The sequence below is a fragment of the Mesorhizobium sp. M0119 genome (genome assembly GCF_040322615.1).
GTDB lineage: Bacteria > Pseudomonadota > Alphaproteobacteria > Rhizobiales > Rhizobiaceae > Mesorhizobium.
On record NZ_JAMYTU010000074.1, the window covers coordinates 1 to 13037 of the forward strand.

Genomic DNA, 13037 nt, shown 5'->3' on the forward strand with positions numbered 1-13037 from the left:
GATTACGCGCAGCAAACGCTAAGGGATATCCGGTACGACCGCTGGCGAGACTTCGATCCCGAAGACTCCCTGCGGTTCTACACACTGCGCATGCAAGAGACGGGCATGATCAAATCGGGCCCGCAACAGATCATCGCCGACGGAACGGACTGGCGCTTCCTCGACGAGTTGAAGCGTGAGCTGAAAACCTGATCCCATTTGTCTCAAGGGGAGACGTGGACATGCAAATCGCCCCGAACCGCCGCCGTTTCCTAGCCGGCGCCGCGTCAGCCGGCGCCGCGGGTCTTATCGGCACCTCGACACAAGCCTGGGCTGAGCCGTTGCCGGAGACCACCTCGGTCCGCCTGCCGCGGTACATCGGCGGCGCCTATTGCTGGGCGGGCCTGTACCTCGCCGGAGAGATGCTGCGCGCCGAGGGGTTCACCGATGTCCGCTACGTGCAAGGTGACAAGAAGGTTGATCATTCGGCGTGGATCGCAAACGGCGAGACGGATTTCAGTGTGAACTATGTGCCGGTTCATCTGGCGTCGATCGATGCAGGAGTGCCGATCAGGGTACTAAGCGGACTGCACTCCGGGTGCCTCGAACTGATCGCCAACGACAGCGTCAAAGGCATCTCGGACCTGCGGGGAAAGCGGGTTGGGGTCTTTACGCTTGATTCGCCGCAATACGTGTTGGTTTCTCTGATGGCCGCCTATGTTGGGCTCGATCCCGTCAACGACATCGAATGGGTCATCGAAGAGCACAATTTTGCGGAAGGCTTCGTCGAGGGAAAGTACGATGCAGTGCTCGGCCAACCGCCCCGCACGCAGGAACTTCGCTCCAGGAAAGTAGGCCACACGATCCTCAACTCGACCAGCGACCCGCCGTGGTCGCAGCACTTCTGCTGCATGATTTCCGCGACTGCGGATTATGTAGACAGATATCCGGTGGCGACAAAGCGCGTCCTGCGGTCCATCCTCAAGGGCGCCGACCTCTGTGTCTCAGATCCGTCATGGACTGCAGGGCAGCTGGTCGATCGAGGTTTCGTCCCCAGCTACGAACTCGCGCTGCAAACGCTTGGCGACATCCGGTACGACAGATGGCGGGATTTCGATGCCGAAGCCTCGATGCGCTTCTACGCGCTGCGCATGCACGAAACGGGCATGATCACGTCGAGCCCGCAAGAGATAATCGCCACCGGAACGGATTGGCGCTTTCTAGATCAACTAAAGCGCGAGCTGAAGACGTAGACCTATCGCCGACACGCGGTGCCTTTTTTGAAGGGAGAGACTCGTGCAGATTGTCCAGAACCGTCGCCGTTTCCTCACAGGCCTGTCCGCGCTCGCAGGTGCGGGTCTTGCAAGGGGCCGCAACGCGGCCGCCGCCGAAGCGGCACCTGAAACCACGGTCGCCCGCTTTGCGGCGGCGCCGGGTATCTGCATCGCTCCGCAGTACGTCGCCGAGGATCTGATCCGCGCAGAGGGGTTTTCGGATTTTGGCTTCGTGGCCGCCGACGCCGGTATCGCCCAGACCGAGATGCTGGCGCGCGGCGACATCGACTTCGGCATTGACTTTGCCACAGCCCTGATCATTCCGGTCGACACTGGCGCCCCGATCAAGGTGATCTCCGGAGTGCATGTCGGTTGTTACGAATTGTTCGGACACGGGGACATCAAAAGCATCGCGGATCTCAAGGGCCGTAAAGTCGGTGTCGGCGGCAATCTGTCATCGGATCCGCATATCTTCGTCAGTGCCATGGCGACCTATGTCGGCCTCGATCCGCAACGCGACATTGAATGGATCGTTGGCGAGGCAAAGCCGGCGGAGCTTTTCGCCGAGGGCAAGGTCGACGCCTTCCTGGCTTTTCCGCCTGAGGCTCAAGATCTCCGCGCCCGCAAAGTCGGCCACGTCATCCTCGACAGCTCCAAGGACCGGCCATGGTCGCAATATTACTGCTGCATGCTGGCAGTCAACGCCGCCTATGCTGAGAAAAATCCAGCTGCCACCAAGCGCGTCATCCGGGCCATCATCAAATCGGCCGACATCTGCGCGGCCGAACCGGAATGGGTGGCACGCCTCCTGGTGGACGGCGGACACACCGAACAATACGACTACGCCGTGCAGTCGCTCCGCGAGCTCCCATACTCTAATTGGCGCGACTTCGATCCCGAGGACACGATCAGGTTCTTCTCGTTGCGGTTGCATGAAGCCGGGATTGTCAAGTCGAACCCAAACGAGATCATCGCGAACGGCACCGATTGGCAGTTCTTCAACGAGGTCAAGCGTGAGTTGAAAACGTGAGCGAGTGGCCGGCGCGCATCTTGCTGCTGGCGCTGATGGCCGGGCCGGCACATGCGCACGACGAGCGCCTGCCGACGATCGGACAGGCGCCGGACTTTACCTTGGTATCGCAGGACGGTGTGCGAGTGTCGCTGCACGACTTTCGCGGCAAGGTGGTCGCCGTCTCATTTATCTATACGTACTGTACTGACGTCTGCCCCATGCTGACTGCCCATATGGCCAGCGTGCAGGAAAAGTTGGGTAGTGCGTTCGGACCCAAAATCGCCTTCGTTTCGATCACCGTCGACCCAGAGCGCGATACGCCCGATGTCTTGAAGGAATATGCGCAGAGTTTTGGCGCCGACCTGAAGGGCTGGTCGTTTCTTACCGGTGATCCGGCCGTCGTCCATGAGGTGGGACGGAAATACGGGGTCATCGCGAAGAAGGCGGCGAACGGAGATGTCGACCATACCCTATTGACGTCGCTCGTGGACCCCGGTGGCATCTTGCGAGTACAGTATCTTGGTGTCCGGTTCGACCTGGAGGAGTTCCGGGATGACCTTCTCAGCCTCTTGGACGAATCCAAATAGCATAACGAACCGGCTCGTTGGCTGGGTTGCCCGGCTGCCGGCGCGCGTCCAGACCAAGCTCTTGATCGCGTTCCTGTCGATCGTCGGCCTGCTGATCGTGCTCGGGGCCGTCGGGTTGCAGGTGCTGAGTGGGGTGAACGATCAAACCAACGAGCTGATCAAGCTGCAGCGCAGGATCGCGGCCTACCGCCAGGTCCAGCACGATACGACCACCCAGCTCTACGGCATCTCCACCGCCCTGTTGCTTCGGGACGACCGGATGCTGGATGCGGCGCTGCGCCAGCTCAACCAGTTCGGCTACGACCTCGACCGCATGGAGTTCGTCGCTGAGAGTGAGGCGGAAGTGCTCGGTCAGGTCCGGCAAGAGTACGAACGGCTTACAGATGGGGTGACGCACGTGGCAGAGCTCGTCCGCGCCGACCGCACTGAGGAGGCGCGCAAGGTTCAGCTTGATGAAATCATACCGTCGGCCGATAGCCTCGAGCGGCTGACAAACCAGCTGGTCAACATGGCCGAAGCCGACATGGTGGCGGCCATCGAAACGACCGAGGGTGCGTACGGCACGTCCAGACTGATCGTGGTCTCGTTTGCGGTGGGCAGTATCCTGCTGGCGTTGGGGCTCGGCTACATCATCTCCTGGTCGTTGATCGAACCGGTCAAGAAGATCGAGACGCGTCTCAGCCAGATAGCGGCCGGCGACTTCGCCCAACAGGTTGCCGTCGCCAATCGCGACGAACTTGGAGTACTCGCCGCTAACGTCAACCAGACCTCCGACCAGCTCGGGCGCCTGTATCAGGAGATTGAGACGCGCACCCAGCAGCTCGATGAAGCCCTTCAGCAGCAGACAGCTACTGCAGACGTTCTGAAGGTCATCAGCCGTTCGACCTTCGATCTGCAGGTCGTGCTCGATACGTTGGTGGAATCGGCTATCAGGCTCTGCCGTGCCGACAAGGGTGGTATCGTGCAGTCGCTGGATGGCGTATTCCGCTATGTGTCGGCGCATGGCTACCCGCCCAGTTTCCGTGCTTATGTGGACGCCAATCCAACTCCGGCCCTTGCCGCAGGCCGAGGCTCCGCCGTAGGGCGCGTAATCGAAGAACGGCGGATCGTCCAAATCGAAGACGTGACGGCTGATCCGGACTACCGCGTTGCCTTGATCGCCGAGGCAGGCGGCTTCCGCACCGTCCTCGCTGCCCCGCTGTTGCGGGAAGGTGATCTCGTTGGCGTATTCGTCATGACGAGGGTTGAGCCGCAACCTTTCAATCCCAAGGAGATCGCCCTCGTCGAGACATTCGCCGACCAGGCCGTGATCGCCATCGAGAATGCGCGGCTCTTCGAGGAGGTGCAGTCACGGACTCGCGAGCTTGCCGCGTCTGTTGGTGAGCTCGAGGCTCTTGGTGAGGTGAGCAAGGCGGTCAATTCGACGCTGGATCTCGACACGGTGCTGAAGACGATCGTTGCCAAGGCGGTCCAGTTGTCGGAAACGGATGCTGGCACCATCTACGTGTTCAGCAGCACGCGGCAGCAATTCCGTCCGCGCGCAAACTTCGGTATGAGCGATGAGCTTATCGCCGCAGTCTCGCACCAGACGATCGGGCTGGCCGACATGGGGATCGGCGACGCGCCCGGGCGCTGCATGCCGGTGCAGCTTCCCGATCTCAGCGAGGAGACCTCATCCTTCCTTGTAAGAAAGACGATCGTCGACGCCGGATATCGCGGTATCCTGATCGTTCCGCTGCTGAGGCCCAACAAGATCGTCGGTGCACTGGTCGTCAGGCGCCGCAAGCCAGGTGCCTTCGATGAGCAAGTTGTCCACCTGCTGGAGACCTTCGCAGCCCAATCGGTGCTCGCGATCCAGAATGCCAAGCTGTTCCGCGAGATCGAGGAGAAAGGCCGGGAGCTGGAGGCAGCCAGCCGCCACAAGTCCCAGTTCCTCGCGAATATGAGCCACGAGCTCAGGACACCGCTCAATTCGGTCTTGGGCTTCACAGAACTGCTGGTCGACGGCATCTACGGCGAACTCCCGGACAAGGCTAAGACGACCGTCGCGCGCGTGCAGGCAAACGGTCGTCACCTCCTCGGGCTTATCAACGACGTACTCGACCTGTCCAAGATCGAAGCCGGGCAGCTCACGCTGGCGATCGAGGACTACTCCGTCGCGCAGCTTGTTCGATCGACCGTTACGGCCGTAGAGCCGCTGGCACGAGCGAAGGGCCTTGAGCTTTCAACGACTGTTGCCGAGAACCTTCCAATCGGCCGCGGGGACGAACGCCGTTTGACGCAGGTCCTGCTCAATCTTGTAGGCAATGCCGTCAAGTTCACCGAAACGGGTGCGGTCGACATTCTTGCCGATGCGGTCGACGGGCACTTTGAGATGACCGTCCGAGACACCGGTCCCGGCATCGCGTCTAAGGACCAGGCTCTCATCTTCGAAGAATTCCAGCAGGTCGACAACAGCAGTACCAGGCAGAAGGGCGGTACGGGTCTTGGCCTGGCGATCTCGAAGCGCATCGTCGAAATGCATGGCGGAACCATCGACGTCGAGTCCGTGATCGGGTCAGGGTCGACATTCCGTCTGAAGGTACCAATCCGGGTAAATGAGGACGTGAGGGCCGCATGAGCAAACGAATCCTGATGGTGGAAGACACCGAGGACAACCGCCAGATCATCCGCGATCTCATTGCCACCACCGAATACGAACTGATCGAAGCGGCGGACGGCGCCGCCGGCATCGCTGCAGCCGGCGCGCACAAGCCAGATCTGATCCTTATGGACATTCAGCTCCCGGTGATTGACGGATACGAAGCGGCTCGCCGCATCAAGGCCGAGCCGGCGCTCCGGCACATTCCGATTATCGCCGTCACCTCCTACGCGTTGTCGGGCGATGAGGCGAAGGCACTTGCCGCAGGCTGCGATGGCTACATTGCCAAGCCCTTCAGTCCGCGCGAGCTGCTCGCAAAGATTCGGCAGTTCCTTTCCTGAAGGAGACAGGGTCTTGCATGATCCGCCCCGTATTCTCGCGGTCGACGATACCCCGGAAAACCTCGAGATCCTGCGCATGCGCCTCGAGGCGAATGGATACGATGTGGTGACTGCCGCTGATGGCGAAGAGGGGCTTGCGAAAGCACGCAGCCTCAGTCCGGACCTGATCCTGCTCGACATCATGATGCCGAAGCTGGACGGCATCAGTGTGGTGCGGATGCTCAAGCAGGACATCTCCCTGCAAGCGATTCCGGTCATCCTCGTCACCGCGAAAGCCGACACGCGCGATGTGGTTGAGGGACTGGACGCCGGGGGCGACGACTATCTGACAAAGCCCTTCGAGCACAGGGCGCTGTTGGCGCGAGTGCGCTCGATGCTGCGCCAGAAGGCGCTTCACGACACCGTCGCGAGCCAGGCCAAACGCCTTGAGGACCAAGCCGCGCAACTCTCCGACTGGAACCGCTCGCTCGAGCAAACCGTGGCTGGGCAGGTGACGGAGCTCGAGCGAATGGCGCGGCTCAGGCGGTTCCTTCCCGAGCAGGTCGCCGACCTCATCGTTGCGGCGGGCAATGGAGACGCGCTCTTGCAGAGCCACCGTCGCGAGGTGACCGTTGTCTTTTGCGATTTGCGCGGCTTTACTGCCTTCGCAGAGACCGCCGAGCCCGAAGAGGTCATGACAGTTCTTGCCGAGTATCATTCCTGTCTCGGTGAACAAATCGTCCGCCACGAGGGAACTCTAGAGCGGTTCGTGGGCGACGGTATCGTCGTGGTTTTCAACGATCCACTGCCATGCGCCGACCACTCCGAGAGAGCCGTCTCAATGGCTGCTGCGATGCGCGACGCAATTGACGAGCATTCAGAGCGATGGCGCAAGCGCGACTATTTGCTGGGCTTCGGGATCGGCATTGCCAGGGGCCACGCAACCATCGGGCGCATCGGTTTTGATCGGCGCTCGGACTATGCCGTCATCGGCACTGTGTCGAACCACGCCGCCCGATTGTGCGAGGAGGCCAAATCCCGCCAGATTCTCGTCAGCCAACGGGTCCTCGGCGCTGTCGAGTCGCTGGTCGAATCAGTTCTTGTTGGCGAACTGACGCTGAAGGGTTTTCGCCGCCCGATGCCTGCCTATGAAATCGTACGGTGGATCGGTCGGCCAAGCTCACGTTAGACGCACTCCGGTCTCTTTTGGACGATACGGCCCGTCGAACCGTCGGGAGAAAGCATCCCAGTCATCGACCGATCTCGAAATCGCCGCAACAGGGAGAAGCGGTCGTTCCGTGAGTAACAACCTAATGGCAACCTATGGCGCGACCATGACCTCCAGCATTGTCACCCGCGATGTCCGCTTCCGGGCGGAGGCAAAGGTTGCCTCTATGGTGGCGGTGAGACGCGTACCTGGTCCTCGTTGGTCGCAAGGAGCCGGGGTGGTCAAATTTCTGTCCCTTCCGCCAAAGTGAGTGCATCCTCGACGCCGACGCCAAAATGCGCACCGTGTTCTCGATCTTGGTGTGGCCGAGTAGGATTTGCACCGCTCGTAGGTTGCCGGCGGCTTTGTAAATGATGGACGCAGGCGGCCGACGCCGAGGCCAAGCTCACGCGCTTGTACGAGGCGATCGAAAATGGGGCGCGCGCTTGACCAGCCACCCTGGCCATAGCGCTAAAGCCAACCATGCACTAACATTCCAGCTTGACCCCCGTTGGGGCTGGCCAGTGATCTGTTCAAATTGGGAAGTACCCATGACCAATCATTGCTGTGGACCGGGCTATGCTTCTCCAGCAGAGGCGATGAGGGCACCTCGCGAAAAGCTGCTCTATACGATTGCCATCTACACCGGCACGGGCATTCAGAAGCCGGACTATTTGTGTACCATTGATGTCGACCCGGAGAGTTCGACCTACAGCCAAGTGATTTCACGTTTGCAAATGCCGGGTATTGGCGATGAGCTTCATCACATGGGCTGGAATGCCTGTTCGTCCTGCCATGGCGATGCGAGCATGGAGCGCAAATATCTGATTGTGCCGGGTGTGCGCTCGACCAATCTGCATATTGTCGATTGCGCAACCGATCCCCGCAATCCGACATTGTTCAAGGTCATAGACGGCGCTGAAATCAAAACCAGGACCAACTTGTCGGCGCCGCACACAGTGCATTGCCTCGGCTCGGACATCATCATTTCCATGCTTGGCGACGCTCAAGGCAACGCCCCAGGCGGCTATTTGCAACTCAACAAGGAGTTCGAGATTGTCGGCCGTTGGGAAAACTCCATGGGCAGCATCAAGTTTGGTTATGATTTCTGGTACCAGCCGCGACATAACGTAATGGTCAGCTCGGAGTGGGCCGCGCCCAATACCTTCATGCCTGGTTTTGACCTGGAGGAGGTTGGCCATCTGAAATATGGCCGAGAGATCCATTTCTGGGATTTTGAGAAGAAGGAGCCAAAGCAAACATTCTATCTCGGTGAGGATGGCTTGCTCCCACTCGAAGTGCGATTCCATCACAATCCCGACAGCAGTCACGGCTTTGTTGGCGCGGCCCTTTCTGCAAACATCATCCATTGGTGGAAGGATGCGGCGGGTGACTGGCAATGGGAAAAAATTGTCGATGTTGGCAATGAGCCGCATCCCGAATGGCCGATCCCGATACCGGGCGTGATCTCGGTCATTCTGCTCAGTATGGACGATAGACACCTCTATCTTTGCAACTGGTTGCATGGCGACATCCGCCAATATGACATCTCGGACCCGCACAACGCCAAGCTCACCGGACAGGTGTGGATGGGCGGACTTCTCGGCCGTGCGCCTGAGGTCAATGGCGTGAAAGTGACTGGTGGGCCTCAGATGATACAGCTCAGCCTCGACGGCAAGCGCCTTTATGTGACGACCTCGCTCTTCTCGACCTGGGACAATCAGTTCTATCCGGAAATCCGCACCAATGGCGGATGCATGCTGATGGTCAATTGCGATACGGAAAACGGCGGCATGGAAATTGATCCGCGATTTGTCGTCGATTTTGGCAAGGAACCAAATGGACCAAGCCGCTGCCACGAAACCCGTTATCCCGGCGGTGATTGCACGAGTGACATCTGGGTATGACCAGCTTCACCATCACCCTCGCCAACCAAGGCGGTGCAGCCTTTGAGGTCGATCACCGCAAGCCCCTCTTGCAAAGCCTGCGCGAGCAGGGCGTGGACCTGCCCTACGGGTGCAAGTATGGCGGCTGCATAACCTGCGCGGCCAAGATAATCAGCGGCAAAGTCAGTCAAAAGGCCCAGCGGGCGCTGAACAATCGCCAGATCAACAATGGCTATATAATCCTCTGCGTTGCCCGCCCTATGAGCGACTGCACGCTGGAGGTCGGCGTTGAAAGCCACGACAAGCTCTATCGCAACCCCTTCCTAGATCCCTTGGCCGCACATGAATTGAAAGCCGATATTGCGACCCCGTTGGACACAAAGAAATGACCCATATGAATCATGATGAGCCCTATTCGGAGGCTTATCTGCAAGACATTCTGAAGTCAGTCAAAACCATTGCGATGGTGGGGGCCAGCCCCGACAAGACCAAGTTTTCCTATGGTGTTCTCAGGGTTCTGCACGAAACCGGCTATGACATGATCCCGGTCAATCCCACTCCAGGTCTGGATGAAATTCGAGGGCTCAAGGTGCACGCGTCACTGGCGGCCATAGACCGGCCTGTGGATATGGTTGAGGTTTTTCGCCGCTCCGAAGACCTGTTGGAAGTTGCACAGGAAGCCATCGCAATTGGTGCCAAGGTTCTGTGGAGTCAGATTGGGGTGCGCGATGACACCGCCGCCCTGTTGGCGGAGGAAGCGGGCTTGAAAGTTGTGATGAACCGCTGTCCCAAGATTGAGTTGTTCCGCCCCTTCTGGAAGCCGAAGTTGCACTTGGGAATATGATCGCAGGGTCACGGAATTCGGCGTTGTCGCGGTAGCTGACCTCCTTGGCCTTAGACGTTGATTGATTTTTGCCTGAGGTAAGATGCCAGATGGTCGCTGAGATCACGCGCGTCGTCGCCGGCGCCGTCGATCAGCGCAGACTTGCGGCGGCGCAGAAACTGCATCCCCATCAGGTACATGCCCGGATGTTCGGCAACGCCGCCGTCGTGACGGACGTGGCCCTTGCGGTCGAGGACCGGCAACTCCAGCCAGGAGTAGTCCGGCCGGTAGCCGGTGGCCCAGATGATCGTCCTGATCGCGGCTCCGGTAAGGTCGAGGCCGAGCGGCGGGTTGTCCTCGACACGGGTCGGCGGCAGGCGATCCGGCGGCCCGACCGTAGCGTCCAGGCCGTTGGCGTGCGCCCATTCGTCGATGAGGTCGAGCAGCCGGGCCATCTTGAGATCGGAAAGCGCGCACATGTTGCGCAACGACCCCGCAAACTGGGCCTTGCCGTCTTCGGTGATGCCGGCGAGACGGCCAATGAGCCTGACGCCGAGGTCGACCAGCGCATTGAGGTCGAGGGTGGTGCGGTCGGGGGTGCCGGCAAGCTGCAGCGAAGGAACCCGTCGTGCCCGTCTGATGTCGTCTACCTCGTCGTAGCGCTCGTCGAGCACGCCGGCCGCGTCCATCCACCACTCCAGGTCCTTGCCGCGATAGACGCGCGGCGCCCGGATGTGCTCGCCCACCGACAGGGTCACTTGACGCCCCGAACGCTGCAGCTCCTGTGCGATCTGGGTGCCGCTCGACGAGGCGCCCACCACCATCACGCCGCCGTCGGCGACCTGAGCCGGATTGCGGTAGGACTGTGCAGTCAGCATGGCGACCGACGGCGGCACGCGGACGGCCAAATCGGGCAGGCGTGCGATGTTGCACGCGCCCGACGCCAGCACGACAGTTCGGCAGCGCCACTCGCCGCGGTCCGTGCGCACGAGATATCCCGCCCCGTCGCTGCGAAGCGAGGTAACGGTCGTATGTGTTCTGACTGGAGCCGAGATCGCCCTGGCATAGTTCCCGAGGAAGTCGATCACTTCAGGCATCGTCCGGTAGCCGTCGGGGTCGTCGCCATCATAGCGGAAGCCCGGCAGCCGGCTCTGCCAGTTCGGGGTGAGCAGCCGCAACGAATCCCATCGCTCGGTGCGCCAGGTATGGGCGATCTCGCCGCGCTCCAGCAGCACATGGTCGATAGAGCGCTCCGCGAGGCAGCGGCTCATCGCGAGCCCCGCGTGCCCTGCACCGACGATCACTGTGGTGACGGAATTGATCGCGCCCTCTCATCAGGAGAGTCTACGGCTCGAAGCGCCTTTCAATTCACCACGACCGTGACGTTCGTCGGATTGGTTACAATGTCATAGACAGCCGACCGCTTCTGCGACTGAGCGACGAGAGCCTCGATGTCCTCGCGCTTGGCGTCGGCGTCAATGTTGTACTTCACCGTGATGCCGCTGAAGCCGTTGCGGACGTCGCTGTCGATGCCGAGTATACCCGCAATATCCATGTCGCCTTCGATGGTTGCCTTCACCGACTTCAACTGAATGTTCCGGTTCTGGGCAACAGCGGCGATGCCGGCGGTCAGGCAACTCGCCAGCCCGACCAGCACGTATTCGACAGGCGTGGCGCCCTGATCCAGGGATGCGAAGACCTCCGGATGGTCGGCATCGAATGCGAAGGTGGTCTTGCGATGCTGGTCCTGGCCCAGACCGTAGAAACTCTCGACCGTCGAGTGGCTGTGGGTGCCATCCTTCCATTCGCAGGCCGCGCGCCACTTGAACTGCGCGGCCTCCGGGGCATTGGTAAGCGCTTCGCGTGCGCCGAGCAGCGCCTCGACGTTAACGCCATTGTTTGCCTGTACTTCGGAAGCCATAGTTATCCTCCCTACTTTGCACTGGCTTAAAAACCCGATCGATCCCACCGACCTCCTGATCAGATTTCACCAGGGGGTGGCATGCTATGGGTAGCGAAGCGTTTCTTCAAGTTGTTTCCGTAGAGATATAGTCGCCCTCGTGTACCGAGTTGCGCCTTTCCAGGCTAAGGGTGCCCTGCGTGTCTGTCGGGGTTGGTTCCGCAGCCCAGGTGCCGGCCCTAGGCATCGTGAACCCATAGAGATCGTGAGCAATCCGGCCGACTGAGGCGTGAGATCATGCCGTCGATAATCCGACCGCCGCCGTGATGGAAGGGTCCGCCGCCTGGTAGAGGTCTTACGGCCTATCCTATCCTTTCCGTGGCAGTTGTGAGCGTCAAGATATCCGGCGAGATCCTATTTTGTGACGGTGATGTGATTGACCATGCCAAGCTTGAAATGGCCCGCCTTGTTACAAAGCAGGATGTAGGAGCCCGGCTCCAGCTTCACCGTAAGCGCGCCGGACTTCCCGGGATCGAGGTCTTCGATCTCGTTTACGACCTCGAGTGCACTCTCCTCGACCTCCTTTTCCTGCTCGTTGTAAAGCAGCGTCTCGATCGGCTTGTCGGATCTGACGACGACGAACTCGTGAGCCAGGGTCTGGGATGTATTGGTCACGTTGAAGGTCACATTGCCGGCCTTGACCTGTTCGGTGCCCAGGTCCATGCGCATGGATTGCATTCCCTTGTCGGCCAAGGTGACGCCAACCGTTTCGTCGGCTCGTGCTGGGAGAGCGGCGATGATAAGCGCGGCCGCAGCGGGCAACATACCAACCCGTGCCGGCCACGCGATGAGCGTGGTGGCTTGCATAGGTGCGTTTCTCCATGTTCTCGCGGCGTCGGTCCAACTCTGCAGAGATCAGGCAAGGCACCGCGACGGTTCGAACTGTCAACGGGTGGCCGTCGCAGTTTATTCCCATCTCATTTGCCAGGAAAAGTCTTCCAGCTACTGCAAGGTCAAGCCGCGCGATAGTCCGGCCGCCGCTAGAATGGAAATGTCCTGGCCCGGGACGACACCAGTTTTCGGAGACGTTTATCGGACAGGCAGCGACTGTCGCCAAAATCCCCGGCAGCAGCGCCACGGTCACACCGTGTACGGCACCTAGGAAGATCGAACATGCCCTCCAACCGGATTGCGATAGCGGTGCAAAGATCGCCAGCGCTAACCCAGGCACACTAGTTATGGTTGTCCAATAGGAGGGCAAGCTGTCTCGCTGCAGCGCTTTCTACGATCAGTTCCTCTAACCCTCCGTCGTTGGTAAGCGCTATTTTCGCTGCACGTTGACGCGAGCGCTTTCGACGGAGGCCTTCGAATCGGGAACGGTATCTGGTCTGATCAGGCTGCTGTTGCT

At 60.2% G+C, this 13037-nt stretch carries 12 protein-coding genes and 2 pseudogenes; 10 read left to right on the top strand and 4 right to left on the bottom strand.

The features are described 5' to 3' along the window. From NKJ40_RS30905 to NKJ40_RS30935, 7 genes and pseudogenes are all read left to right on the top strand, one after another. A pseudogene (locus tag NKJ40_RS30905) lies at nt 1-192 on the top strand (ABC transporter substrate-binding protein); the annotation flags it as partial. 29 nt (nt 193-221) lie between these two features. Then, complete coding sequence (locus NKJ40_RS30910; protein ID WP_352469277.1) at nt 222-1232, top strand: ABC transporter substrate-binding protein; 1011 nt, start codon at nt 222-224, stop codon at nt 1230-1232. A 43-nt stretch (nt 1233-1275) separates the two neighbouring features. After that, on the top strand, nt 1276-2283 hold the full coding sequence (locus NKJ40_RS30915) for an ABC transporter substrate-binding protein (RefSeq protein ID WP_352469278.1): 1008 nt from the start codon (nt 1276-1278) through the stop codon (nt 2281-2283). A gap of 20 nt (nt 2284-2303) precedes the next feature. After that, nucleotides 2304-2852, top strand: a complete 549-nt coding sequence (locus NKJ40_RS30920; protein ID WP_352469279.1) for an SCO family protein — start codon at nt 2304-2306, stop codon at nt 2850-2852. Nucleotides 2853-2913: 61 nt separating this feature from the next. Further along, nucleotides 2914-5472 carry a GAF domain-containing protein gene (locus NKJ40_RS30925; RefSeq protein WP_352469280.1) on the top strand — a complete coding sequence of 853 codons (2559 nt, stop codon included), beginning with the start codon at nt 2914-2916 and terminating at the stop codon, nt 5470-5472. Beyond that, a complete protein-coding gene (locus tag NKJ40_RS30930) occupies nt 5469-5834 on the top strand; it encodes a response regulator (protein WP_352469281.1) in 366 nt (121 codons plus the stop codon). The genes NKJ40_RS30925 and NKJ40_RS30930 overlap by 4 nt, the downstream gene beginning before the upstream one ends. Nucleotides 5835-5847: 13 nt before the next feature. Continuing rightward, nucleotides 5848-7002, top strand: a complete 1155-nt coding sequence (locus NKJ40_RS30935; RefSeq protein ID WP_352469282.1) for an adenylate/guanylate cyclase domain-containing protein — start codon at nt 5848-5850, stop codon at nt 7000-7002. 260 nt (nt 7003-7262) lie between these two features. Here the strand turns inward: NKJ40_RS30935 and NKJ40_RS30940 are convergent. Then, nucleotides 7263-7414, bottom strand: a pseudogene (locus NKJ40_RS30940) (integrase); the annotation flags it as partial. A gap of 157 nt (nt 7415-7571) precedes the next feature. On the opposite strand from NKJ40_RS30940, the gene NKJ40_RS30945 reads away from it, so the two are divergent. Genes NKJ40_RS30945 through NKJ40_RS30955 form a run of 3 tightly spaced genes read left to right on the top strand, consistent with a single transcriptional unit; the run spans nt 7572 to nt 9750 of the window. Continuing rightward, nucleotides 7572-8927, top strand: a complete 1356-nt coding sequence (locus NKJ40_RS30945) for a selenium-binding family protein (protein ID WP_352469283.1) — start codon at nt 7572-7574, stop codon at nt 8925-8927. After that, nucleotides 8924-9295: a 2Fe-2S iron-sulfur cluster-binding protein gene (locus tag NKJ40_RS30950; protein ID WP_352469284.1), complete on the top strand. Its 372-nt coding sequence runs from the start codon at nt 8924-8926 to the stop codon at nt 9293-9295. Before NKJ40_RS30945 ends, NKJ40_RS30950 begins: the two co-directional genes overlap by 4 nt. Before the next feature lie 5 nt (nt 9296-9300). Then, nucleotides 9301-9750: a CoA-binding protein gene (locus tag NKJ40_RS30955; RefSeq protein ID WP_352469286.1), complete on the top strand. Its 450-nt coding sequence runs from the start codon at nt 9301-9303 to the stop codon at nt 9748-9750. Between the two features lie 50 nt (nt 9751-9800). Here the strand turns inward: NKJ40_RS30955 and NKJ40_RS30960 are convergent, their stop codons facing one another. The 3 genes from NKJ40_RS30960 to NKJ40_RS30970 form a co-directional block, all read right to left on the bottom strand. Continuing rightward, entirely contained in the window at nt 9801-11033 is a 1233-nt protein-coding gene (locus tag NKJ40_RS30960) for an NAD(P)-binding domain-containing protein (protein ID WP_352469285.1), read from the bottom strand. Between the two features lie 59 nt (nt 11034-11092). Continuing rightward, nucleotides 11093-11650, bottom strand: coding sequence for an OsmC family protein (locus NKJ40_RS30965; RefSeq protein ID WP_292664767.1), 558 nt, complete (start codon nt 11648-11650; stop codon nt 11093-11095). Nucleotides 11651-12043: 393 nt separating this feature from the next. Further along, a complete protein-coding gene (locus tag NKJ40_RS30970; protein WP_292664768.1) occupies nt 12044-12496 on the bottom strand; it encodes a copper resistance protein in 453 nt (150 codons plus the stop codon). Nucleotides 12497-13037 lie beyond the last annotated feature (541 nt).

What these genes read in the sequence shown, in the direction of transcription:
- NKJ40_RS30910 (WP_352469277.1), top strand. Translation starts at nt 222, where the DNA reads ATGCAAATCGCCCCGAACCGCCGCCGTTTCCTAGCCGGCGCCGCGTCA.
- NKJ40_RS30930 (WP_352469281.1), top strand. Translation starts at nt 5,469, where the DNA reads ATGAGCAAACGAATCCTGATGGTGGAAGACACCGAGGACAACCGCCAG.
- NKJ40_RS30945 (WP_352469283.1), top strand. Translation starts at nt 7,572, where the DNA reads ATGACCAATCATTGCTGTGGACCGGGCTATGCTTCTCCAGCAGAGGCG.
- NKJ40_RS30950 (WP_352469284.1), top strand. Translation starts at nt 8,924, where the DNA reads ATGACCAGCTTCACCATCACCCTCGCCAACCAAGGCGGTGCAGCCTTT.
- NKJ40_RS30955 (WP_352469286.1), top strand. Translation starts at nt 9,301, where the DNA reads ATGAATCATGATGAGCCCTATTCGGAGGCTTATCTGCAAGACATTCTG.
- NKJ40_RS30965 (WP_292664767.1), bottom strand. Translation starts at nt 11,650, where the DNA reads ATGGCTTCCGAAGTACAGGCAAACAATGGCGTTAACGTCGAGGCGCTG.
- NKJ40_RS30970 (WP_292664768.1), bottom strand. Translation starts at nt 12,496, where the DNA reads ATGCAAGCCACCACGCTCATCGCGTGGCCGGCACGGGTTGGTATGTTG.